Genomic DNA, 22,033 nt, shown 5'->3' with positions numbered 1-22,033 from the left:
TTATTAGCTTTGCGCGATGTGCATTACACACCTCGGATAAATCGTGTTATTTATCAATACATACCGATGCGGGCTCATGGAAGTCAACAAAAACGAGGATCACAATGAAAAAGATGATGGCAAAGTTCACACTCAGCGCGTTGTGTTTAGCGGTAGCAGGCGGGGTATCGGCAAAAACGCTGGTTTACTGTTCTGAAGGTTCGCCTGAGAATTTCAACCCACAGCTGTACACCTCGGGAACCAGTGTGGATGCCAGCGCAGTGCCGATTTTCAATCGCCTGGTAGACTTCAAGCCCGGCACCACAGAACTGGTGCCAAGCCTGGCTGAAAGCTGGGATATCAGCCCGGACGGCACGGTATACACGTTTCACTTACGCGAAGGGGTTAAATTCCAAAGCAACAAACTGTTTAAACCCTCGCGCGACCTGAATGCCGATGATGTGATCTTCTCGTTTATGCGTCAGATGGATCCCAAAAACCCCTACCACAACGTCTCCGGTGGCAACTACAGCAATTTCGATAGCCTGGAACTGGCGAAGCTGATCAAGAATATAGAGAAAGTGGATGACAATACGGTGCGCATCACGCTGGCGCATGCGGAAGCGCCGTTCCTCGCGGATTTGGCCTGGTACTTCGCCTCCATTCACTCTGCGGAGTATGCCGATCAGATGCTGAAGGCCGGTACGCCAGAAAAAGTGGACATGGAGCCGATCGGCACCGGGCCATTTGAGCTGGTGCAATATCAAAAAGACTCCCGCATTCTCTACAAAGCCTTCCCGGATTACTGGCAGGGCAAAGCGAAACTGGATCGCATTGTCTTTTCCATCACCCCAGATGCCTCAGTGCGCTATGCCAAGCTGGAAAAAAACGAGTGCCAGATTATGCCGTTCCCTAATCCGGCCGATCTGGAAAAAATGCGCACCAATCCTGACCTGACGCTGGAACAGAAATCGGGACTCAACACCGGTTTCCTGTCGTTCAACACCACTAAAGCGCCGCTGGATAACGTTAAAGTCCGCCAGGCGCTGGCGATGGCCATTAACAAGCAGGCGATAATTGACGCGATCTTCAAAGGCACCGGCACGGTGGCGAAAAATATTCTGCCGCCGGATGTTTGGAGCGCCGACAAGGATCTGAAAGATTACGATTATGATCCGCAGAAAGCCAAAGCGTTGCTGCAGGAAGCGGGCATAAAACCCGGCACCGAAATCTCACTGTGGGCGATGCCGGTACAGCGTCCTTACAACCCGAATGCGCGACGAATGGCAGAGATGATTCAGGCAGATTGGGCGCAGGTGGGCATTAAAGCCAACATCGTCAGTTATGAGTGGGGTGAATACCTGAAGCGCGTGAAGGGCGGCGAGCATCAGGCGGCGCTGATGGGCTGGACCACGGCGACTGGCGATCCGGATAACTTCTTCGGCCCGCTCTACAGCTGCACCTCGGCCAATGGCGGCTCCAACTCCTCCAAATGGTGCTATCAGCCGTTCGAGAAGATCATCACCGAAGCACGTGCTGAGCAAAACCATGACAAGCGCGTCACCCTGTATCGCGAAGCGCAGCAGATGATGCATGACCAGGTGCCTGCCGTGATGATCGCCCATTCGACAATTTTCGAGCCGGTGCGCAAAACGGTGAGCGGATATACCGTCGATCCGTTTGGCAAACACATTTTCTTTCCGGTCGATATTAAGGATTGATGATGGCAGCGGGCAATCCAAAGGCGGCCCGCTAGATTGCCAAAATCCTGGCGATTATGGCTTCCAGCGTTGACGCAACGGCTCTTCCAGCGCGTTCATTTGCTGCAGTAAAAACGTCATAAACACATTCAGGGCGGCACTGCGAGGTCGCCCTGATTGCGCCTGTAGCTGCAGGTTGCGCTGACTCAACTGATCAATTCCCACAGAACGTAATATCAAGCCGTGCGTTTCCGCCTCTTGCAGCACGGTAAAGGCGCTGCAAATGGTCAGGGCCAGCGGTGTACGCAGCAAGAAGTGGAACAGCGTTGAGAAGGTATCGCAGGTGATCACCGGTTCAATCAAATTGCCGCTCATATGGCTCGCCAGCTCAAACAGCTGGCGCACCGTGGTGTTTTGTTGCGGCAACGCCAGCGGATAGTGGCTGACATCGTTCAGGGTCACGTGTGTTGCGCTAGCCAGCGGATGGCTCTGATGCATCACCAGCAGCACCGGCGCTGGCCAGGAACCGATCACCTCCACACCGCGTTCAGCGTGCAGGCTAAATTGCAGTGCCAGATCGCATTCACCACTGCGCAATAACTCGGCGACACCCTGCGTACTCGCCACTTTGATATCAAACAGCACGCCGGGATTATCCTCACGGAAGGCGGCAATCATGCGCGGCAGCAGCGTAAAGGCCAACCCATCGGTACAGGCCACGCGAATCAGCGTGCGTCGTACGGCCTTTAATCCTTTGATTTCTGCCAGCGCGTATTCCATCTCCAGCATATTTTTGCGCACGTGATGAGCGTAAATTTCACCGGCTTCATTCAGCACCATACCGCGCGCATGGCGATCGAACAGCGGTACGCCGACCTGATTTTCCAGTCGCTGGATCTGCCTGCTGATGGCCGACACCGCCACAAACAGCTGTTCACTGGCCGCGCTGAGCGAACCGGTATTGGCGACAGCCAGAAAATAGCGGATCTCGTTGCTTATCATGCGAATGCCTCATGCTGGTGCATGCCTCGAAATCGGGCAGCGGAGCTTTGCCAAAAAAGCAAATCATACTCGATAAATTGATAATTGTGGCAAAGCAAGGTTTCCGCAAAGATGACAAAACCAAAATACCAATAAAAGACATGCAAACATGACAGCTAAAGAAGCGGTACAACAAGCCACCGCCTGGTTCGACAGCGGGGAGTTTCAGGAAACACTGGCCCGACGCGTGGCACAGCGCACCGAAAGCCAGCGCCAGGATCGCGACAACGAATTACAGCATTACTTACAGGATGAAATTGGCCCTCAGCTGATCGCACTGGGGTTTACGCTGCACTTTATCGATAACCCTGAAGCCGCTCATCGCCCCTTCCTGGTGGCGGTGCGCATCGAAGATCCGTCTCTGCCGACCTTGCTGAGCTACGGCCATGGCGATGTGGTGTTCGGCGATGACGAAAACTGGCGCGAAGGCCTATCGCCGTGGCAGTTGGTGGAAGAAGGCGATCGCTGGTACGCACGCGGCAGCGCGGATAACAAAGGCCAGCACTGCGTTAACCTTGCTGCGCTGGAGCAGGTATTTAAAGCACGTGGTGGACGACTCGGATTCAACTGCAAAATGCTGTTTGAGATGGGTGAGGAGATCAGCTCTCCGGGTCTGGCTCAGCTGTGCCAGCATCATGCTGAACTGCTTAAAGCCGATCTGTTTATCGCTTCTGACGGCCCGCGTCTCAATGCGGTGCGCCCAACCCTGTTCCTTGGCTCCCGGGGTGCGGTCAACTTCCGTCTCACCGTCACCGCGCGTGACAACGCCTATCACTCAGGTAACTGGGGCGGCTTATTGACCAATCCGGGTACTCAACTCGCCAACGCCATTGCTTGTCTGGTGAACGAAAGGGGCGTGCTGCAGGTTGATGCGCTGAAACCTGACTCTCTCACTCAGCAAGTGCGCGACATCCTCAGCGACATCGAAGTGGGCGGGATGCCAGGCGATCCAGAGATTGATCCCACCTGGGGCGAGCCGACGCTTTCTCCGACAGAAAGACTCTACGGCTGGAATACACTGGAAGTCCTCGCGTTCCTGACCGGCAATCCTGCGCGTCCGATGAATGCCATTCCCGGTGAAGCCACGGCGGTGTGCCAGTTGCGCTTTGTGGTCGGTACCGATTGGGAAAACCTGGCTCAGCATGTGAGCGAGCACCTGGCGCAGCACGGTTTTGGCTACGTAAAAGTGGAGTTTATGCGCGGCTCACCGGCGACGCGACTCGATCCTACCGATCCGCTGGTGGATTGGGTGCTGGCGAGCATGGCAGAGACCAGCGGCAAAAAACCGGCGCTGCTGCCGAATCTGGGCGGTTCACTGCCCAACGAAGTGTTCTCAGACATTCTCGGCCTGCCAACCTTGTGGGTGCCGCACTCCTACCCGGCCTGCGGTCAGCATGGCGTCAACGAACATATGCTGAAGTCGATTGCGCGTGAAGGTCTGCAAATTATGACCCGACTGCTGTGGGATTTGGGCGAGCAGGGCAGCGAACTGGTGGCTAAACACCGTCTGCACGCAGGAGGTGCTGCATGAGTACGCTTAACACGGCTGCCCCATTGAGCAGCACCAAACCAAATCTGCACAAAACGCTGTTTGCCACCTGTATCGGTAATGCACTGGAGTGGTTTGATATTGCGGTGTACGGCTTCTTTGCCAGCTACATTGCCCATGCGTTCTTCCCCACCAGCGATCCCTCGGTCTCTTTGCTGCTGACCTTTGGTAGCTTCGGCGTCTCCTTCCTGATTCGTCCGTTAGGCGCGATTGTGCTGGGTAACTATGCCGACCGCCACGGGCGTAAAAAGGCGCTGCTGCTATCCATTAACCTGATGATGCTGGGCGGCGCGGTGATCACCTTTATGCCGAGCTACGGCACTATTGGTTTGATTGCGCCGTTGCTGATTCTGCTGGCGCGTTTGGTACAGGGCTTCTCAGCGGGTGGCGAATTCGGTAGCTCAACGGCGTTTCTGGTCGAGCATTTCCCGGAGCGCAGGGCGTTTATCGCCAGCTGGCAGTTTGCCACGCAAGGCGCGAGTACGCTGCTGGCCTCGGCGTTTGGATTGGGGTTGACGCAGATCCTCACGGAGAGCCAGATTCAGGATTGGGGATGGCGTATCCCGTTTGCCTTCGGTCTGCTGATTGGTCCGTTGGGGATCTACATCCGCCGCCATGTGCATGAGCCTGCCAGTTTTGAAGCGCAAGCGCCGGAGGCCGCACCGTTGAAACGTCTGTTCGGGCGTCAGAAGGAGCTGATGCTGCTGGCGATTGGCCTGATGGTGATCTCCACCGCAGTAAACTACATGCTCAACTACGTGCCAACTTACGCCACCAAAAACCTGCATCTGCCAGGTTCCGCCGCGTTCACTGCGACCTTGCTGGCAGGGGTGATCCTGACGGTGGTGACGCCGCTGATGGGCTTACTGGCGGAGCGTGTTGGCCGCGTGCCGTTGATGTGGGGCTCGCTGATCCTGTTGATCATCACTATCTATCCAGCGTTTAAGCTGGTGGTGAATCACACCACGCCGACCACCTTGATTATTCTGGTGTGCTGGATGGCGTTGCTGAAATCAATCTATTTCTCGACGGTACCGTCGGTGATGGCCGACTTGTTCCCAATTGGTACTCGCGCCAGTGGGATGGCGATCAGCTATAACGTCGCGGTGACGGTGTTTGGTGGTTTTGCACCGCTGATTTGTACGCTGCTGATCACTGCCACCGGCACCAGCCTGGCACCCGGTTATTACCTGATGGCGATGTCGGTACTAAGTGGATTAGCCTTGCTACGCAGCCAGAAGCGTATCGCTTAAAAGCGGTTGAGCGGATTAGTTTGCCCCCCTATCTAAAGGCGAAGAGCTTAGGCATACCGGAGCTGCGCATTCCATTGCGCAGCCTGAAGAAATGCGCCAGTTATGGCGCGACTTCACCTCATGACGATACCTGGCTGGTAACCTATTCAGCCAGGTATTTCACTCAGGAGAACTGCAAATACGCCAGGTGGGTCTGCAGATACTCTTCCAGTCCGTGACGTCCATCCGCACCACCAATACCCGATTTGCGCCAGCCTGCATGGAACCCTTGCATCGCCTCGAAGTTCTCGCGGTTGATGTAGGTCTCACCAAACTTCAACTGACGCAGCGCAATCATCGCCGTGTTCAGATTTTGCGTGTAAATCGAAGAGGTCAGGCCATATTCACAATCGTTAGCCAGCGCGACGGCTTCATCAAGGGTTTTAAAGGTCATCACTGGTAATACCGGACCAAAGATCTCTTCACGCATGATCTCCATCTCCTGACGCACACCGGTAATAATCGTCGGTTCGAAGTAGAACCCTTTATCACCGGCGCGTTTGCCGCCCAGCACTACTTTTCCGCCTTCAGACACTGCTTTGGCGACTTTCTGCTCCACGCGTTCCAGCGCGGCGGCGGTGATCAGCGGGCCCATGTCGATATCGGTTTGTTCGGCCGGATTGCCAAACTTCACCTGCTTCATTGCGGCAGTCAGAGCGGTGATAAAGCGATCATAAATGCCTTCCTGGACATACACGCGTTCCGCACAGTTGCACACCTGTCCGGTGTTGATCACGCGTGAGCTGACAATCGCCTTCACAGCGAGATCCAGGTCTGCATCATCCATGACAATCGCGGGGGCTTTGCCGCCGAGTTCCAGCGACACCTTGGTGACATTTTTCGCTGCGGATTGCATGGTGGCAATGCCCGCGCCGACGCTGCCGGTCAGGCTCACCAAACCGACTTTCGGGTTCGCCGCCAGCTCCTGACCGACTTCAGGACCATAACCAAACACAAAGTTGATCACGCCCTTCGGCAGGCCAATCTCATGCACAATCTGCGCGAAAATCGCCGCGTTGTTAGGGGTGAGCTCACTGGGTTTGATGGCAATAGTGTTGCCGGTAATCAGCGCCGGAGCGGCTTTACGCGCAATCAGGAAGAAGGGGAAATTCCACGGCAGGATACCGGTGGTGACACCGATGGCTTTCTTAAATACAAAGATATTTTCATTTGGGCGATCGCTATTGACGATTTCACCTTCATAACGACGCGCCCATTCGGCCATGTAATCCAGATAATCGGCAGTGAAAAGCACTTCAGTTTGCGCCAGCCCCTGCGTTTTACCGCCTTCCGCCACAATCGTGGACGTCAATTCGGGTTCACGCTGGCGGATACCGGCGGCAATTTTACGCAACCAGTTGCCGCGTTCTACTGCGGGCAACGCTTCCCAGCCGGGTTGTGCAGTTTCTGCTGCCGCAATTGCCTGTGCTGCATCTTGCTGAGTGCCTTGCGGCACGCGAGACAGCAGCGCTTCAGTCGCCGGATTGATGACCTCAATCCATTTATCGTTCTGATCGTTTACAAACGCGCCATTAATGTAATGTTGATGGTGTGTTGTCATCTGTAGGGTCTCCGCGATCGGTTTCGTTATCAGGGTGTGAATCAAGAGTGAAACAGATCAAGGTGTAGCACCTTTTTGTCAGTGCCAGAGCGGATGACGAGATGGCAGAGAAGGGAAGAACGGTACGACAGACGCAGCATTCCTGATGAAATGCCGCGTATTCAGCGTGTTAGCTAATCATCCTTTTCAGCAAAAATATCAGGAGCCCGGCACCGCCGCGCCGCTGGCGATAAACCAGGCGAGGAAACTGACGCCAGCAATGATGATGGCAATAGGGAAGAGCAGTCCGATTTTCATAATTATCCTGATCGTTAAGCGAGTTGAACAATGGCGCGATGGGTTTTCATCATACTGAACAGCTGGAATTGGCTGGCGTCATCCACCTCGCGCAGATGTTCGCCTTTCTGATACCGAATGCGGTGAACATGCCCGAGTTGACGCCACACCACGATGGCCGAAGCCAGCAGGGCGCAGTTCTCTTCGCTCTGGATGCAGTCAAGTGTGGCGTAACGTTCTTCATCCAATCCATTAATGAACACGTTTAACGCCTGGGGCGGCACAATGGCGCGGATATCATCCAGCATCACGCGGCTCACCTGCTGCGACAACAGCAGCGTCAACCTTTTGCTATTCATCTCATTCCTTCGTTGCGATGATTTTTCCAACGTTATACGGAGTTCGCCACGTCGGGGAAAGCTCATCGGGCGGCTTTGCGTGACTGCCATGTTAAACAGCAGGCTGGCAGTCAGTCAAAAACTGTGTCGATCAACACAACAAAAATAAAAAATATCCCCAATAATAAGTCACTTATAAAAATCAGTCAGAATGTTGCCTGCAAATGCGATTTTGTGATCCTCATGTTGAAGACCCGCCGAATTTTGCCAGCAGTGCGCGCTTTCCGGCAGCCATCCAAAGGCTGAAGAAAAGCTGCGCACCGTAGACTGCTGCTAATCGGGAAACTGTCGGTTTCCTGTGGGCCTCAACCTTACGAAGGAATAACAATGAACAGTGCCATTCTTGCCGGTATTTTATGGCATCTGGTGGGTGCCGCCAGTGCCGCATGTTTTTATGCTCCGTTTAAGCAGGTAAAAAAGTGGTCATGGGAAACAATGTGGTCAGTGGGCGGCGTGATGTCATGGCTGATTCTGCCATGGGCGGTCAGTGCCGTGCTGCTGCCCAACTTCTGGGCGTATTACGGTAGTTTTAGCTTCTCGCAGCTGCTGCCGGTGTTTCTGTTTGGTGCCATGTGGGGAGTCGGAAATATCAACTATGGCCTGACCATGCGTTATCTCGGCATGTCGATGGGCATTGGTATTGCCATCGGTATCACCCTCGTGGTGGGCACCCTGATGACGCCGCTGTTGCAGGGACGCTTTGTAGAGCTGTTCAGCTCGCCGGGCGGACGAATGACGTTGTTAGGCGTACTGGTGGCGTTGGTGGGTGTGGCGATCGTTTCACGTGCCGGTTTGTTGAAAGAGCGTGCACTCGGCATCAATGCAGAAGAGTTTAATCTGAAGAAAGGGCTGGTGCTGGCGGTACTGTGTGGCATCTTCTCCGCCGGGATGTCGTTCGCGATGGATGCGGCAAAACCGATGCATGAAGCGGCAGCCAATCTGGGTATCAACCCGCTGTACGTGGCATTGCCAAGTTATGTGGTGATCATGGGCGGCGGTGCGCTGGTTAACCTGGCCTATTGCTTTATCCGTCTGGCGATCAAACCTGAACTGTCGGTGCGCCGTGACTTCTCAGTGGCGAAACCGATGCTGATCGCTAACGTGGCCTTCGCCGTGCTCGGCGGCACCATGTGGTATCTGCAGTTCTTCTTCTATGCCTGGGGCCACGCGAAAATCCCTCCGCAATACGACTTTGTCAGCTGGATGCTGCACATGAGCCTGTATGTGCTGTGCGGTGGTTTGGTGGGTCTGGTGCTGAAAGAGTGGAAAGCGGTGGGGCAGCGTCCGGTTCGCGTGCTGTCGCTGGGTTGCGTGGTGATCATCATTGCCGCCAACATCGTCGGATTGGGCATGGCCAACGGCTAATGAATTGGCCGCTTTAGAACAAGCCTGACGCGCGGCAAGGTGCGTCAGGCTTTTATTTTGTCGCTCAGTGAGGCGTGCTGAGGAAGAAAACGCTGGCGCCAGGCGCTGGGTGTCAAACCGGTATCCCGCGTAAACACCACCGAGAAGTAATTGCTGTCATCAAAGCCGCAGCGAGCGGCCACTTCACTGATTAAACAATCCTGCGTGCGTAACAAATATTTTGCCTGGCACAGTTGCAGCTGCCGTAAATAGTGGCCCACCGTCATGCCGGTTTGCTGACGAAACAGCTGCTTCAGTGCACGCTCATTTAATTCATTTTGCTGGCAAAAATGGGCCAGGTCGAATGGGCGGTGCAGTGCACCCTGTAAGGCAGACATCAGTAAATCAAGCTGTTCACCCTCCGGCAGCGCCCATGGACGGTCGGCGGCATAACCATGCCGACGCAAGATCAGTGCCAGCTGCAGAAACAGGGCTTCAGAGAGCTGGATCGACAACGAATCGCTTTTACGGCTCTCCCGCTCCAGCTGGCTGATCACGCCACGCGCCAGCGCCATGCCGCGCGTGGTTAAGCGCCAGCAGCTGGGTGCATCATCGTCCTGCGGGGGCAGCAGTTGGCTCCAGTCCAGACTCAGACGAAAGCGATCGCGGCAGTAAAGAATGTTATCCAGCGCCAAATCGTTGACGCTGTCATAACTGTGGCAATCATTGTCGCGGATATAGAACACATCGCCGCAGGTAATCAACCACGGGCGTTCGTTGAGCACGTGCAAGCCGTTGCCGCGCCAGACGATCACAATTTCACTGAATTCATGACGATGCGGGGGGAAGGAGGGTTGAGGCATGCGTTCGGCCACCGCAATCGGCAAATTGGTGGCCGGGAAATAGTCTTCGCGCGTCAAAATCAGCGACATGGGAACCACTCCAGTTACATCATCTGCTGGCGCTCCGCTCGGGGCGCGCAGCCAAATTCCCGCCGAAACAGCGTGGAGAAGTGGTTGCTGTCACCAAATCCGCACTGATAGGCGATGTCCGTTATGCGCATATCACTATGGCGCAGTAGATGCCGGGCCTGCAATAAGCGCAGACGATTCAGGTAGCGCTGCGGCGTATTGCCGGTTTGCTGCTTCATCTGGCGATGCAGGGTGCGCAGCGAAAGCGAGAAGCGATCGGCCAGCGCATCCCATTCAATATCTTCACTGTAGTGCTCATTGAGCCAGTCAAGCAACCGATGCAGACGCGCTTCCTGATCCTGCGCCTGATCGTTGTGACCCGCCTCGCGCAGCAGCACCAGCAGTTGCAAAAACAGCTGCTCCTGATGCGCCTGTCGCTCCAGCGACCAGACCTCCTGCTGTTTCATCTGCGTCACAATCTGCAGCGCCTGCGCCATCACCTTGTGATTGATACGCCAGTGCGACAGATAGTTGCCGTTTTCATCACCGGGCAGCAATGACTGTAAACCAGAGAGAAAACGAAACGCTGCCGGGCTGCGGTACAGCACATTGGTCAGGCACAAATTCTCGGTTTGTTCATACAGATGGCGATCGTGATCGCGTACAAAGCACACGCAACCGGCGCACAGGGTCTGCGGCTGGCCGTTAAACACGTGAATACCGGAACCTTGCTCAACCAGCACGATTTCGTGGAAATCATGATGATGCTCGGGAAAGGCCTGCTGAGGCACGCGCGGCTCAATAGCAATCGCGTAGTTTCCTTCCGGAAAGAAATCAGCACTGTGCAGAACGGTCATGATGCGCCTCTCGATTAACAATTTTGTAACCGAGTCTACGCAGGCGCTGTGCACCTTACCTTGAAATTTAAACCGCACAGCGCAGGAAAATGGCGAATTATTCAAGATCGGCCAAGTGATTGATGGAATTGCGGTAAAGCTCACAACTCTGTTGTTCCCCGGTTCTGTGAGCTTTCTCACGATCATCTTTGCCAGCCTGCCATCGACTATCACGCGCTGGCAGTAAGGGGAAGGTGGCAAAGCGCCAGTATTCATACGCTAAAGCCATCTCATCACAGGAAGAAACGCCATGAGTATGCGTAACATTGTTGCCATTGATTTAGGCGCATCCAGCGGGCGCGTGATGCTCGCACAATGGACCTCTGCTAACCAGCGCATCACCCTGCGTGAAGTGTGTCGTTTTGCCAACCAACGTGTTCGTCGCGCTGGTTATGACTGCTGGGATCTCGACAGTCTGGAGCAGGCGATTCGCGCAGGGCTGGCGCAGTTAGATGATGAGGGCATCGTGCCGGACAGCATCGGCATTGATACCTGGGGCGTGGATCTGGTGCTGCTGGATGCCAACGGCGATCGGGTGGGCGAAACGGTCAGTTATCGTGATTCGCGCACCGATGGCGTGATGGCACAAGCGATCAATGAGCTGGGTAAAGCCGCGATTTACCAGCGCACGGGCATCCAGTTTCTGCCCTTCAATACCCTTTATCAGCTGCGTGCGTTGCACCAGCAACAACCGGGCTGGCAGGCACAGGTCAAACATGCGCTGATGATCCCGGATTATCTGCATTACCGTCTGACCGGCAATATGAACTGGGAGTACACCAACGCCACCACCACGCAGCTGCTCAACATTGACACCGGCGAGTGGGATCGCGAGTTGCTGGCGTGGGCGGGGATTGATGCCGACTGGTTTGGCAAACCGACTGCGCCGGGCAACACCGTGGGCAACTGGGTTAACGCCAGTGGTAAAAAGATCCCGGTGGTGGCCGTCGCCACCCACGATACCGCCAGCGCGGTATTGGCCACGCCGCTGATGCAGGATGATGCCGCTTATCTCAGTTCTGGCACCTGGTCGTTAATGGGCATAGAAAGTCTGCAACCCTGCGTCAACCGCACGTCGCTCGACGCCAATATCACCAACGAAGGTGGCGCGGAAGGCTATCGGGTGTTGAAGAACATCATGGGACTGTGGCTATTACAGCGCGTATGCAGCGAATTGCACATCTCAGATCTCTGCGCATTGATTGACGAAGCAAAAAATGAATCCGCCTGTCGTGCCCTGATCAATCCTAATCATACGCGTTTTATTAATCCCGCCAGCATGGTGCAGGAGATTCAGGATGCCTGCGCTGAGCAGCATATGCCGATTCCACAAAGCCCTGCAGCGCTGGCACGCACCATTTTCGACAGCCTGGCGCTGCTGTATCGCCAGGTGATAGGCGAACTGGGCAACCTGCGCGGAACCGCGATTCGCCAGTTACATGTGGTCGGCGGCGGCAGTCAGAACCCATTACTGAACCAACTCTGTGCCGATGCCTGCGAAATGCCCGTACTGGCCGGCCCCATTGAAGCCTCAACGCTGGGTAATGTCGGCTGCCAGCTGATGGCGTTGGGTGAACTGCGTGATGTGGCCGAATTGCGTCGCTGCATCGATAAAAATTTCCCGTTAGAAACGTTTGCACCTCAGAACGCCAGCATCTTTGCTGCCCACCAGGCACGCTTTGCGGCACTGAGCCAACCTGCTAAGGAACTTGCATATGACAAAGCTGATTGAACAAGCCTTTGAACTGGCGAAACAACGCTACGCGGCGTTGGGTATTGATGTGGACCAGGTAATGACCCAACTGGATGGCATCCCGGTGTCGATGCACTGCTGGCAGGGGGATGATGTTCGTGGCTTTGAAAACCCGAATGGCGAACTGACGGGCGGTATTCAGGCCACCGGCAATTATCCAGGACGCGCTCGCAACGCGGATGAGCTGCGTGCGGACATAGAAAAAGCCATGTCGCTGATCCCCGGCGCCAAACGCCTCAACCTCCACGCCATTTATCTGGACAGCGATTCGCCAGTTGAACGCGATGCCATTGAGCCGAAGCACTTTAGCGGCTGGGTAGAGTGGGCGAAATCCAACAAATTAGGACTGGATTTTAACCCCAGCTGCTTCTCACACCCGCTGAGCGCCGACGGCTTTACGCTTTCCCATGCTGATAAAGGGATTCGCCAGTTCTGGATCGACCACTGCAAAGCCAGCCGCCGTATTTCAGCGCACTTTGGTGAACAGCTGGGAACCCCATCGGTGATGAACATCTGGGTGCCTGATGGCATGAAAGATCTCACCATCGATCGTCTGGCACCGCGCGAGCGTCTGGCCAGCGCGCTGGATGAAGTCATCAGCGAGAAGCTCGACCCGCGTCATCATATCGATGCGGTGGAAAGCAAACTGTTTGGTATCGGCGCGGAGAGTTACACCGTGGGCTCCAACGAGTTTTGCCTCGGCTACGCCGCCAGCCGTCAAACGGCGCTGACGTTAGACGCCGGACATTTCCATCCTACCGAAGTGATCTCCGACAAGATTTCAACCGCCATGCTGTACGTGCCGCGCCTGCTGTTACATGTCAGCCGCCCGGTACGCTGGGATAGCGATCACGTGGTGCTGCTCGATGATGAAACGCAGGCCATCGCCACTGAGATCGCCCGCCACAAACTGTTCGACAAAGTGCATATCGGCCTGGACTTCTTTGACGCCTCGATTAACCGCATCGCAGCCTGGGTGATTGGCACCCGCAACGCCAAAAAAGCGCTGCTGCGCGCACTGCTGGAACCCAGCGATCAGCTGCGAAAATGTGAGCAGGAAGGGGATTACACCGCGCGTCTGGCACTGCTGGAAGAGCAGAAATCTCTGCCATGGCAGGCGGTCTGGGAAGCCTGGTGTCTGCGACATGATGTGCCCGCCGATGCCAGCTGGCTGAGCGAAGTGCGTCATTATGAACAACAAACATTGCGTCTACGATAAGGGATCTACCATGCAAAATATTCTCTCTTCTTCATTCGTTCAGAACATGGTGAAGGCGACCAGTGATATGTGGCTGAAAGGCTGGGATGAGCGCAATGGTGGCAATGTCAGCCTGCGTTTGCTGCCGGAGGAAGCGCAGGCCTGGTCAGCTGATTTTTATGCCGAACCGCGCTGTATTGAGTTAACCAAACCGGCGCCCGCGCTGGCCAACGATTGGTTCCTGGTCACCGGTTCTGGCAAATTCTTCCGTAACGTTCAACTTGATCCCGCCGACTGTCTGGCGCTGTTACAGGTGGACGACAAAGGGCTGTCGTACAAAATCCACTGGGGTCTGAGCAACGGCGGGTTGCCGACCTCGGAACTGGCGGCGCATTTCCAGTCGCATAGCGTGCGCAAGCAGGTTTCCAATGGGGCTGACCGCGTGATTATGCACTGCCATGCCACCAATTTTATGGCGTTGAGTTACGTAGTGAATCTGGATTCCGCCCGTTTCACGCGCTTGCTATGGGAAGGCAGCACCGAATGTCTGGTGGTGTTCCCGGATGGCGTCGGTATCCTGCCGTGGATGGTGCCGGGAACCGATCAGATTGGTCAAGCCACTGCCGATGCCATGGCATCACACAGCCTGGTGATGTGGCCGTTCCACGGCATTTTCGGTGCCGGTCCGAATCTGGATGAAACTTTTGGACTGATCGACACGGCCGAGAAGTCTTCAGAAGTGGTGGTCAAAGCCTTGTCGATGGGTGGGATTCGCCAGAGCATCACCACCGAACAGCTGGTGGCACTTGGAGAACGCTTCAGTGTGCAACCGTGGCAAGCGGCATTGGATGCGGAGCGCAGTGATGTTGCGTAAAGCCTTTGTGATGCAGGTGCATGCGCACTGTCATGATGAATATCTGCGTCGCCATTCACCGATCTGGCCTGAGCTGGAACAGACGTTGAAAACTCACGGTGCGCACAACTATGCGATTTGGCTGGATGCGGAGCGTAATTTGTTATTCGCCAGCGTTGAGATAGAGTCGGAAGCACGTTGGGAGGCGGTCGCGAACACGGAAGTGTGCCAGCGTTGGTGGGCATCGATGAAAGATTTGATGCCATCGAATGCGAACAATAGCCCGATCAGCCAGGTGTTAAAACCGATGTTTTTTATGCCTTAAGGATTTCAAACATTACACTTTGGTGCAAGTCAGGGGCGGCCTGGAGGTCGCACCTGACTGCAAAGTGATAAAACATCGTCAGCAGGCTATGACGCGTTCAACGCGCAGTAGCCTGCCAGAGCGGGCCAGATGGCCATCTGCGTATCGACTATTCCATCGAGATCGTCACGGCTTGCGCCTTCACGGGCGCGCACTGACATGCCCTGCAACACGCAGGCCAGATAGCTGGCCAACGTACCGCTGTTGGCACACTGCGGCAATTCGCCACGCTGTTGCCGGACATCCAGAAATTGCTGCAAAGCCCGTTCCTGTGCATGGTGCTGCTTAGCCAGCATCTGTGCAATCTCGTCTGAGCCTGAAGAGAGCGCACTGGAGGTGCAGATAAAGAAACAGCCAGCGGGCTTATCGCACTCGGTAAAACAGGCTGCAGTAGCACGAAAATAGGCCTCAATCGCGGCTTTGACATCGAGTGTTTCATCCTTAAGCACCTGATTACGCTGCGCGCTGAAGGTATCGATGTAGCGCTGCATTGCTGCGCGGAACAAGCCTTCCTTATTCTCAAACTCCGCGTAAAGCGTCGGCGCTTTCGCCCCCGTCGCGTTCACCAAATCTGACAGCGAGGTGCCTTCATAACCGTGTGCCCAAAACAACATTAACGCTTTATCCAGCGCATCGTTGCGATCAAACACTTTGGGGCGACCACGCGTTTTGCGATTAAGCGTGTCGGTCATTTGCGTCATAGGGACACCTCACTGCATGAAGAACATGTGATTAAATTACCGATCGCTAACTAAATATGCAAGCGCAGCCGACATTCCCTCTCATTCACTTTGCCCGTTTGTGCTTTACCTGCGGCACAACACTCAAATCGATAAGTGAAAAAGGGCGCTAAAGCCCATAATCACGCCTCTTCTTAATAAAATAATGACCGTTAATAAAATGATTGACGAGATGCCCAGTTCGGCGCTAGCATTTAATTAACGGTTGTTAACTTAATTCGGCCGACCCCTTTCATCTGCATAAGAGAGACGATCATGAAAAGCATCAAAATGGTATTAGCCGCAGTCGCACTGTCATCCATCGCGTTTGGTAGCATGGCTGCTGAACTAGTGAATCAGGCACCATTGAACCAGCAGCAAATTGGTGTGGTCAGTGCATCAGGTAGCACTAACCTGACTTCACTGGAGAATCAGCTATCGGAGAAGGCGAGTGCTGCCGGAGCAAAGTCGTTCCGCATCACTTCGACCTCTGGCAACAACAAGCTAAATGGCACAGCGGTAATTTATAACTAATTACCAAAGCGCGAATAATGGCGCAGGGGCGCACCGATGTGGGCCCCTGGTTATGAGCGGATTATCCGTTTGAACGGAGTTGCGGATACCGACGGAAGATGGCGATACACCAGAACAACGCAACCAGTCCAATTAACCCCCCCACGTTACCCACATCCGACATTTTCATATGCAGGCTGACCTGGTTCCCCAACAGGGCACCCGCACCAATCCCGATGTTATAAATACCTGAGAACAAGGACATCGCCACATCGGTGGCATCCGGTGCCAGTGACAGCACACGAACCTGCATCGCCAGGCCGATCATCATCATTGCCATGCCCCAGAAAATGCACAGCAGCGAAATGGCTGCAGGGCGCACGGCGGCAAACAGCAACAGCCCCATACTCAACGTGATGATGCCAATCGCGGCGAGTAACATCGCTGAGGGGAATTTGTTGCCCAGCGAACTGAACAGCACGCTGCCGATAATCCCGGCTGAACCGAACAGCAACAGCAGTAAGGTCGTGAAGTTCTCATCCGCATTCGCGACCACCTGCATAAAGGGTTCGATGTAGCTGTAAGCGGTGTAGTGCGCGGTGACCACCAGCGTCACCAGAATATACATTGCTACTAACGCCGGACGGCGGAACAGCATCGGTACGCTACTCAGTGAGCCTGTGTGCTCGCTCGGCAGACGTGGCAGTATCCGCACCAGCAAAATTAGCAGCACCAACGCTGACAAGCCGATCATGCCGAAAGTGGTGCGCCAGCCGAGGTATTGCCCAACGATTCGGCCAATGGGCACGCCCAACACCATCGCCAATGCCGTACCGGTTGCCAGCATACTCAACGCCTGGGTTTTTTTGCCAGCCGGAGCAACACGAATCGCGAGTGAAGCAGTAATCGACCAGAATACCGCGTGCGCCAGTGCGATGCCGATGCGCGAAATCACCAGCGAGGTGAAATCCCATGCCACGGACGAAAGCACATGGCTGGCGATAAACAGAATGAACAACACCGACAGCAGCAGACGGCGTTCTATATTCCGCGTCAGTAGCATTAACGGCAGGGATAACAGCGCAACGACCCATGCATAAATGGTCAGCATAATACCGACATCAGCGGTCTTCATGGCGTAGCTCGCCGCTATATCCGACAACAGGCCAACAGGTACAAATTCAGTGGTATTAAAGACAAAGGCGGCAATCGCCAGCAGCACAACGCGTAGCCAGGCTGTTTTACGTGAGACAGTAGTTGGTTGCATGGGGTTCAAATCGATCTGACAGCGAGTGAGGGGGCGAAACGAGCCCAGTTAAGTGACCTGCATCACAAATTGGGGCTATTGTGGAGCATTAATGAGCGGATGAAAACCATATAGACCGTTTTTATTCCTGAATATTTTTTATCGCTGAAGACCTGGTTAATAGCCTGGGGTTATTATCAATTCTTGCTTTTTGGTTAAGGGGTGAACGCAGGCAAGAACAATCAAAGCGTAGCGCTTTACGATTCCGTGATGAGGAAGTCGGCTGTTTCTGTATGAGAACGATGTGACAGCCGTACTTAACAACACGCCTTAAGCGCTACGCGATTGTCAGACCAGCATTATCAGAGTTGCACCATGTGTTTTAGCGCCACGCTATGCTGAGTGGTCAGGCTTTTTTTTACCGCCACCGGGCAACAATGCTCGCATCCCATCGCATTGGAATAGAATTTACGGGCTTGTTGAATGGCGGCCGTGGCGGTGTAGAAAGTCCCGAGAAAGCGCCGTGCACCATCGGAAGGGAGGAACGGGCAGCCTGTTGCATGTACCACATGGTTGTCGTTATAGCCTGCATGCTTATCGACGTAATAATAGAGTTGCATCTAACGTCCTCATTGCTGTGAAAAAAGAAAATCTAACTATTGTTGGAATAAAATGGATTATAGCGACGAATTGTCGTTTTGTTTTAAGTGGGACTATTTGAAAGCGCGATTCTGACGGCTTAAGCGAGAAGCGGGGCGCAGCGGCCCCGTCGTTTAGATGAAAGGTATTACAGTTTTCGGCACTGTAAACGCCAGCCAACGAACAAGGCCAGCAACAGCAACACACTGATGAACAGCGTCACGCCCGTCCAGCCATAGCTGTGCCAGAACACACCGCCTAATGTGCCCGCCACGCTGGAACCCACGTAGTAGCTGAATAAATAAAGTGACGATGCCTGGCCTTTGGCGCGGCGTGCGCGTGGACCAATCCAACCGCTGGCAACGGAGTGCGCGGCAAAAAAGCCCGCTGTAAACAGCATCATGCCGGGCAGTATCAGCCAGAGTGAATCAAATGCGGTGAGCAACAACCCAACCAGCATAATGGCGGTGGCGCCAATCATTACCGGACCACGGCCAAAGCGGCTGGTCATCGCGCCTGCTTTAGGAGAACTCCACGAGCCGGTCAGATAAACCACCGACAGCAGACCCACCACCGCCTGGCTTAGCGACCAGGGGGCGCTCAACAAACGGTAGCCAATGTAATTAAACAGCGTCACAAACGCGCCCATCAGCAGGAAACCTTCTGCAAACAGGAACGGCAAACCCTTGTCGCGCCAGTGCAGGCGGAAATTGATAAGTAAACTGCGCGGTCGCAACGAAGCGGGACGGAAATGACGTGATGCCGGCAGAATCTTCCAGAACATTAGTGCGCCTGCTAGCGAGAAGCAACCGATCACCCCAATGGCTACACGCCATGAGAAGAAATCGGTCAGCACCCCGGTGAGCAAGCGTCCGCTCATGCCGCCAATAGAATTGCCGCTGATGTACAGCCCCATCGAGAAGGCAATAACGCGGGGATGAATCTCTTCACTTAAATAAGTCATCCCGACCGCTGCCACACCGCTGAGAGACAACCCAATCAGTGCACGCAACATCAAAATGCCTTGCCAACTGGTCATGGTGGCCGAAATCAACGTGCAAATGGCGGCGAGCATTAAGGCAGTGACCATCACCGACTTACGCCCGATGGCATCGGATAGCGGGCCGGTTACCAGTAAGCCCAGCGCCATCAAACCCGTTGAGAGTGACAATGAAATACTGCTCTCAGCGGGAGAGACGCCAAACTGCTGTGACAGCACGGGCAGAATTGGCTGCACACAATACAGCAGCGCGAAGGTGGCCAATCCAGCGGAGAATAATGCCAGCGTGACGCGCATAAACTGCGGCGATCCACGTTCAATCCATTCGGAGGAGGCTACGGTTGAAGCAGGCTTAACGGACAACTCGTCTTCACGAATTGTCACTGCCTGGGAAGAGCGACTCACGGAATATCCTTAGATGAGAAACGGTCTGATTACTGTAGGAAAATGGGAATAGGTTGTACAATATATTAATAATCTCAAATGAGACGTTTAAAGTATGAATATTGAGTTGCGCCATCTGCGGTATTTCATCGCCGTTGCGGAAGAGCTGCACTTTGGCCGCGCGGCGCAGCGGCTGAATATTTCCCAACCGCCGCTCAGCCAACAGATTCAGCAGCTGGAGCAGGAGATTGGCGCACAGCTGTTTACCCGCACTAATCGCAGCGTGCAGATCACACCTGCCGGTCAGTTGTTTTTACAGGATGCGCGCGTCATTTTGCTGCAGGTTGAACAAGCCGCCAGTAGGGCTGCGCGTGTGCACAGTGGACAGGAAGGCGAGCTGCGTATTGGTTTCACCTCTTCCGCACCCTTCACCGGCCTGGTTTCGGACGCGCTGTATCAATTTCGTCAGCGTTGGCCGGAAGTGCATATTTCGATGCAGGAAAATAACACGCGTCAGCAGTTAGCACCGCTGCACGAAGGTCGGCTGGATTTGGGGGTGATGCGCAACACACCGTTGCCAAGCGATTTACAGCATCGGGTGCTGTTGCGCGAGCCGTTGTGCGCGCTGGTGCACTGGGCACATCCGCTAGCTGATGCCGAAACGATCTCTATTCAGGCACTGGCCAACGAGCCCTTCGTGTTTTTTGATCCACAGGGGGGGACCGCGCTGTACGGGGAAACACTGGCGCTGTTGCACCGTTATCAAATCAAACCGTTTATTACACAGGAAGTGGGCGAAGCGATGACGATTCTCGGTCTCGTTGCTACCGGATTAGGAGTGTCCATATTACCGGCTTCTTTCCGGCGTGCGCGACTGGCTGATGTGGTGTGGATTCCCCTGCAGGAGCACGATGCCATTTCTGAAGTCTGGCTGGTCTGGTCAGCCACGCGGCAACCCACTGCGCAAATGCACAATATGATGCAATTGATGATGCAGAATGCCGAAATTTAAATCGTCTGATGATCAATGGCCCGATCTTTATGTGCGATAAATCACATTTCTAATCAAATATTTGACGCTGCCTGCCAATCTGCATCACCATAGCTGCTGTTTATTTAGAAGCGCGAAAATATCCGGGAGCAGGGCGTGAATCTGGACAGTCAGCCTGGCCACATTGACCAAATAAAACAGACCAACGCAGGTGTGGTTTACCGACTGATTGACCTTTACGGCCCGATTTCGCGTATTGAGCTTTCTAAACGTGCCCAGCTGGCACCCGCCAGCATCACCAAAATTGTGCGTGAAATGCTCGATGCGCATCTGGTGCAGGAAACCGAGTTCCAGGATCCAGGCAGCCGTGGCCGTCCGGCCATTGGTTTGATTCTTGATACCCTCGCCTGGCACTATCTTGCCATCCGTATTCAACCGGGACATATCACGTTAACGCTGCGCGATCTGAGCAGCCGTGCTTTGCAGGAAGATCGACTGCCACTGCCTGCCAGCGCTGACCAGCCGCTGCTGCAAACGCTGCAGCAAATGGTTAATGACTTCTTCGTCCGCCATCAGAACAAACTTGAGCGTCTTACCGCGATTGCCATCACCTTACCCGGTTTAATTAACGCGGCATCGGGTGTGGTGCATCGCATGCCGGGCTATGACGTGCAGGAAATGCCGTTAGGTGAAACACTTTCCTCGCTTACAGGGTTACCGGTATTTGTGCAACATGACATCTCCGCCTGGACGCTGGCCGAAGCGCTGTTCGGTGCTTCGCGCGGTGCGCAGGATGTTATTCAAATAGTGATTGATGAAACGGTTGGTGCGGGTGTGATCAGCGGGGGCCAGCTTTTGCACAAACGAGGTCGTGCGCTGGTAGAAATTGGGCATACGCAGATCGATCCTTACGGCCAGCAGTGTTACTGCGGTAATCATGGCTGTCTGGAAACCGTGGCCAGCACAGGCAGTTTATTGCAGCTGGCGGCCCAGCGTTTATCTTCGCAACCCGACAGTTTGCTGCATCGGGAACCGCTAACCATCGCCAGTTTATGCGCAGCCGCGCAGCAGGGCGATCGACTGGCGCGTGATGTGATTGCCGGTGTCGGCCACCACATTGGTCGCATGTTGGCAATGATGGTGAATATCTTCAATCCCCAACAAATCCTGATTGGTTCTCCGCTTAATCAAGCCGCTGAGGTGCTGTTTCCTGCCGTTAGCAGCACCATTCGTCAGCAGGCGTTACCCGCATACAGTCATGAGATCCAACTCGCCCCTACCAGCTTTAGCGATCCGGGCACTTTTGGTGCCGCCGCGCTGATCAAAGACTCACTTTATAGCGGCCATTTGCTGGTAAAACTGTTGCAAGGCTAATCACTGCTCGCCTTAAGTTTGCGCTAACGCAATCTGCCATCCGAGACATTTC

The 22,033-nt window shown here is 54.5% G+C and carries 21 protein-coding genes; 11 read left to right on the top strand and 10 right to left on the bottom strand.

Going from position 1 to position 22,033, the window contains the following annotated elements; all coding sequences use genetic code 11:
* Positions 1–104: 104 nt before the first annotated feature.
* Entirely contained in the window at positions 105–1,700 is a 1,596-nt protein-coding gene (locus JK231_RS02945; RefSeq protein ID WP_211727951.1) for an ABC transporter substrate-binding protein, read from the top strand.
* 54 nt (positions 1,701–1,754) lie between these two features.
* Here the strand turns inward: JK231_RS02945 and JK231_RS02940 are convergent, their stop codons facing one another.
* Entirely contained in the window at positions 1,755–2,681 is a 927-nt protein-coding gene (locus JK231_RS02940) for a LysR family transcriptional regulator (protein ID WP_160832965.1), read from the bottom strand.
* Positions 2,682–2,829: 148 nt separating this feature from the next.
* Here JK231_RS02940 and JK231_RS02935 point away from each other — a divergent pair, with 148 nt between their 5' ends.
* Together JK231_RS02935 and JK231_RS02930 are read left to right on the top strand one after the other, a co-directional pair.
* Positions 2,830–4,251: a M20 family metallopeptidase gene (locus JK231_RS02935; protein ID WP_211727950.1), complete on the top strand. Its 1,422-nt coding sequence runs from the start codon at positions 2,830–2,832 to the stop codon at positions 4,249–4,251.
* Entirely contained in the window at positions 4,248–5,522 is a 1,275-nt protein-coding gene (locus JK231_RS02930; protein ID WP_097117078.1) for an MFS transporter, read from the top strand. The genes JK231_RS02935 and JK231_RS02930 overlap by 4 nt, the downstream gene beginning before the upstream one ends.
* A gap of 163 nt (positions 5,523–5,685) precedes the next feature.
* Here the strand turns inward: JK231_RS02930 and aldA are convergent, their stop codons facing one another.
* From aldA to JK231_RS02915, 3 genes are all read right to left on the bottom strand, one after another.
* Positions 5,686–7,122, bottom strand: a complete 1,437-nt coding sequence (gene aldA, locus JK231_RS02925) for an aldehyde dehydrogenase (protein WP_211727949.1) — start codon at positions 7,120–7,122, stop codon at positions 5,686–5,688.
* Between the two features lie 198 nt (positions 7,123–7,320).
* Entirely contained in the window at positions 7,321–7,419 is a 99-nt protein-coding gene (locus JK231_RS02920; RefSeq protein WP_141399000.1) for a YoaK family small membrane protein, read from the bottom strand.
* A 14-nt stretch (positions 7,420–7,433) separates the two neighbouring features.
* Entirely contained in the window at positions 7,434–7,757 is a 324-nt protein-coding gene (locus JK231_RS02915) for a hypothetical protein (RefSeq protein ID WP_097117080.1), read from the bottom strand.
* Between the two features lie 366 nt (positions 7,758–8,123).
* Between JK231_RS02915 and rhaT the strand changes: the two genes are divergently transcribed.
* Positions 8,124–9,161: an L-rhamnose/proton symporter RhaT gene (gene rhaT / locus JK231_RS02910; RefSeq protein WP_097117081.1), complete on the top strand. Its 1,038-nt coding sequence runs from the start codon at positions 8,124–8,126 to the stop codon at positions 9,159–9,161.
* A 44-nt stretch (positions 9,162–9,205) separates the two neighbouring features.
* On the opposite strand, the gene rhaR is transcribed toward rhaT, so the two are convergent.
* Positions 9,206–10,072 (bottom strand): HTH-type transcriptional activator RhaR, encoded by an 867-nt coding sequence (gene rhaR, locus JK231_RS02905; protein ID WP_160832962.1) that lies wholly within the window; start codon positions 10,070–10,072, stop codon positions 9,206–9,208.
* A 14-nt stretch (positions 10,073–10,086) separates the two neighbouring features.
* Positions 10,087–10,908: an HTH-type transcriptional activator RhaS gene (rhaS, locus tag JK231_RS02900; protein WP_097117082.1), complete on the bottom strand. Its 822-nt coding sequence runs from the start codon at positions 10,906–10,908 to the stop codon at positions 10,087–10,089.
* A gap of 289 nt (positions 10,909–11,197) precedes the next feature.
* On the opposite strand from rhaS, the gene rhaB reads away from it, so the two are divergent.
* Genes rhaB through rhaM form a run of 4 tightly spaced genes read left to right on the top strand, consistent with a single transcriptional unit; the run spans position 11,198 to position 15,076 of the window.
* Positions 11,198–12,679 (top strand): rhamnulokinase, encoded by a 1,482-nt coding sequence (gene rhaB, locus JK231_RS02895; protein ID WP_211727948.1) that lies wholly within the window; start codon positions 11,198–11,200, stop codon positions 12,677–12,679.
* Positions 12,663–13,919 (top strand): L-rhamnose isomerase, encoded by a 1,257-nt coding sequence (locus tag JK231_RS02890; protein ID WP_211727947.1) that lies wholly within the window; start codon positions 12,663–12,665, stop codon positions 13,917–13,919. The genes rhaB and JK231_RS02890 overlap by 17 nt, the downstream gene beginning before the upstream one ends.
* A 10-nt stretch (positions 13,920–13,929) precedes the next feature.
* A complete protein-coding gene (rhaD, locus tag JK231_RS02885; protein ID WP_211727946.1) occupies positions 13,930–14,772 on the top strand; it encodes a rhamnulose-1-phosphate aldolase in 843 nt (280 codons plus the stop codon).
* Positions 14,762–15,076 (top strand): L-rhamnose mutarotase, encoded by a 315-nt coding sequence (gene rhaM, locus JK231_RS02880; protein WP_097117086.1) that lies wholly within the window; start codon positions 14,762–14,764, stop codon positions 15,074–15,076. Before rhaD ends, rhaM begins: the two co-directional genes overlap by 11 nt.
* 86 nt (positions 15,077–15,162) lie before the next feature.
* Here the strand turns inward: rhaM and JK231_RS02875 are convergent, their stop codons facing one another.
* Positions 15,163–15,816, bottom strand: a complete 654-nt coding sequence (locus JK231_RS02875; RefSeq protein WP_097117087.1) for a TetR/AcrR family transcriptional regulator — start codon at positions 15,814–15,816, stop codon at positions 15,163–15,165.
* A 294-nt stretch (positions 15,817–16,110) separates the two neighbouring features.
* Here JK231_RS02875 and JK231_RS02870 point away from each other — a divergent pair, with 294 nt between their 5' ends.
* Positions 16,111–16,368 carry a YdgH/BhsA/McbA-like domain containing protein gene (locus JK231_RS02870; RefSeq protein ID WP_034831180.1) on the top strand — a complete coding sequence of 86 codons (258 nt, stop codon included), beginning with the start codon at positions 16,111–16,113 and terminating at the stop codon, positions 16,366–16,368.
* A 61-nt stretch (positions 16,369–16,429) separates the two neighbouring features.
* Here the strand turns inward: JK231_RS02870 and JK231_RS02865 are convergent, their stop codons facing one another.
* From JK231_RS02865 to JK231_RS02855, 3 genes are all read right to left on the bottom strand, one after another.
* Positions 16,430–17,614, bottom strand: coding sequence for a sugar transporter (locus JK231_RS02865; RefSeq protein ID WP_211727945.1), 1,185 nt, complete (start codon positions 17,612–17,614; stop codon positions 16,430–16,432).
* Positions 17,615–17,955: 341 nt separating this feature from the next.
* Positions 17,956–18,213, bottom strand: coding sequence for a hypothetical protein (locus JK231_RS02860; protein WP_034831174.1), 258 nt, complete (start codon positions 18,211–18,213; stop codon positions 17,956–17,958).
* A 167-nt stretch (positions 18,214–18,380) separates the two neighbouring features.
* The gene (locus JK231_RS02855) at positions 18,381–19,637 is read right to left on the bottom strand and encodes an MFS transporter (protein WP_211727944.1); all 1,257 of its coding nucleotides are present in this window, start codon (positions 19,635–19,637) and stop codon (positions 18,381–18,383) included.
* A 94-nt stretch (positions 19,638–19,731) separates the two neighbouring features.
* Between JK231_RS02855 and JK231_RS02850 the strand changes: the two genes are divergently transcribed.
* Together JK231_RS02850 and JK231_RS02845 are read left to right on the top strand one after the other, a co-directional pair.
* On the top strand, positions 19,732–20,628 hold the full coding sequence (locus JK231_RS02850) for a LysR family transcriptional regulator (RefSeq protein WP_097117090.1): 897 nt from the start codon (positions 19,732–19,734) through the stop codon (positions 20,626–20,628).
* 135 nt (positions 20,629–20,763) lie between these two features.
* Positions 20,764–21,981, top strand: coding sequence for an ROK family protein (locus tag JK231_RS02845; RefSeq protein WP_160832956.1), 1,218 nt, complete (start codon positions 20,764–20,766; stop codon positions 21,979–21,981).
* Positions 21,982–22,033 lie beyond the last annotated feature (52 nt).

It is taken from the genome of Pantoea sp. JGM49, from assembly GCF_018257655.1.
Taxonomy (GTDB): domain Bacteria; phylum Pseudomonadota; class Gammaproteobacteria; order Enterobacterales; family Enterobacteriaceae; genus Pantoea; species Pantoea communis.
Note: the sequence above shows the minus strand (reverse complement) of the source record. Positions and strands in the feature narration are given on the sequence as shown.

Bases quoted from the DNA above. Each gene is read 5' to 3' on its own strand.
- rhaT (WP_097117081.1), top strand. From the start codon at position 8,124: ATGAACAGTGCCATTCTTGCCGGTATTTTATGGCATCTGGTGGGTGCC.
- JK231_RS02915 (WP_097117080.1), bottom strand. From the start codon at position 7,757: ATGAATAGCAAAAGGTTGACGCTGCTGTTGTCGCAGCAGGTGAGCCGC.
- rhaR (WP_160832962.1), bottom strand. From the start codon at position 10,072: ATGTCGCTGATTTTGACGCGCGAAGACTATTTCCCGGCCACCAATTTG.
- JK231_RS02935 (WP_211727950.1), top strand. From the start codon at position 2,830: ATGACAGCTAAAGAAGCGGTACAACAAGCCACCGCCTGGTTCGACAGC.
- JK231_RS02865 (WP_211727945.1), bottom strand. From the start codon at position 17,614: ATGCAACCAACTACTGTCTCACGTAAAACAGCCTGGCTACGCGTTGTG.
- JK231_RS02945 (WP_211727951.1), top strand. From the start codon at position 105: ATGAAAAAGATGATGGCAAAGTTCACACTCAGCGCGTTGTGTTTAGCG.
- JK231_RS02940 (WP_160832965.1), bottom strand. From the start codon at position 2,681: ATGATAAGCAACGAGATCCGCTATTTTCTGGCTGTCGCCAATACCGGT.
- rhaD (WP_211727946.1), top strand. From the start codon at position 13,930: ATGCAAAATATTCTCTCTTCTTCATTCGTTCAGAACATGGTGAAGGCG.
- JK231_RS02920 (WP_141399000.1), bottom strand. From the start codon at position 7,419: ATGAAAATCGGACTGCTCTTCCCTATTGCCATCATCATTGCTGGCGTC.
- JK231_RS02890 (WP_211727947.1), top strand. From the start codon at position 12,663: ATGACAAAGCTGATTGAACAAGCCTTTGAACTGGCGAAACAACGCTAC.
- rhaS (WP_097117082.1), bottom strand. From the start codon at position 10,908: ATGACCGTTCTGCACAGTGCTGATTTCTTTCCGGAAGGAAACTACGCG.
- aldA (WP_211727949.1), bottom strand. From the start codon at position 7,122: ATGACAACACACCATCAACATTACATTAATGGCGCGTTTGTAAACGAT.
- JK231_RS02930 (WP_097117078.1), top strand. From the start codon at position 4,248: ATGAGTACGCTTAACACGGCTGCCCCATTGAGCAGCACCAAACCAAAT.
- JK231_RS02850 (WP_097117090.1), top strand. From the start codon at position 19,732: ATGAATATTGAGTTGCGCCATCTGCGGTATTTCATCGCCGTTGCGGAA.
- rhaM (WP_097117086.1), top strand. From the start codon at position 14,762: ATGTTGCGTAAAGCCTTTGTGATGCAGGTGCATGCGCACTGTCATGAT.
- rhaB (WP_211727948.1), top strand. From the start codon at position 11,198: ATGAGTATGCGTAACATTGTTGCCATTGATTTAGGCGCATCCAGCGGG.
- JK231_RS02860 (WP_034831174.1), bottom strand. From the start codon at position 18,213: ATGCAACTCTATTATTACGTCGATAAGCATGCAGGCTATAACGACAAC.
- JK231_RS02870 (WP_034831180.1), top strand. From the start codon at position 16,111: ATGAAAAGCATCAAAATGGTATTAGCCGCAGTCGCACTGTCATCCATC.
- JK231_RS02875 (WP_097117087.1), bottom strand. From the start codon at position 15,816: ATGACGCAAATGACCGACACGCTTAATCGCAAAACGCGTGGTCGCCCC.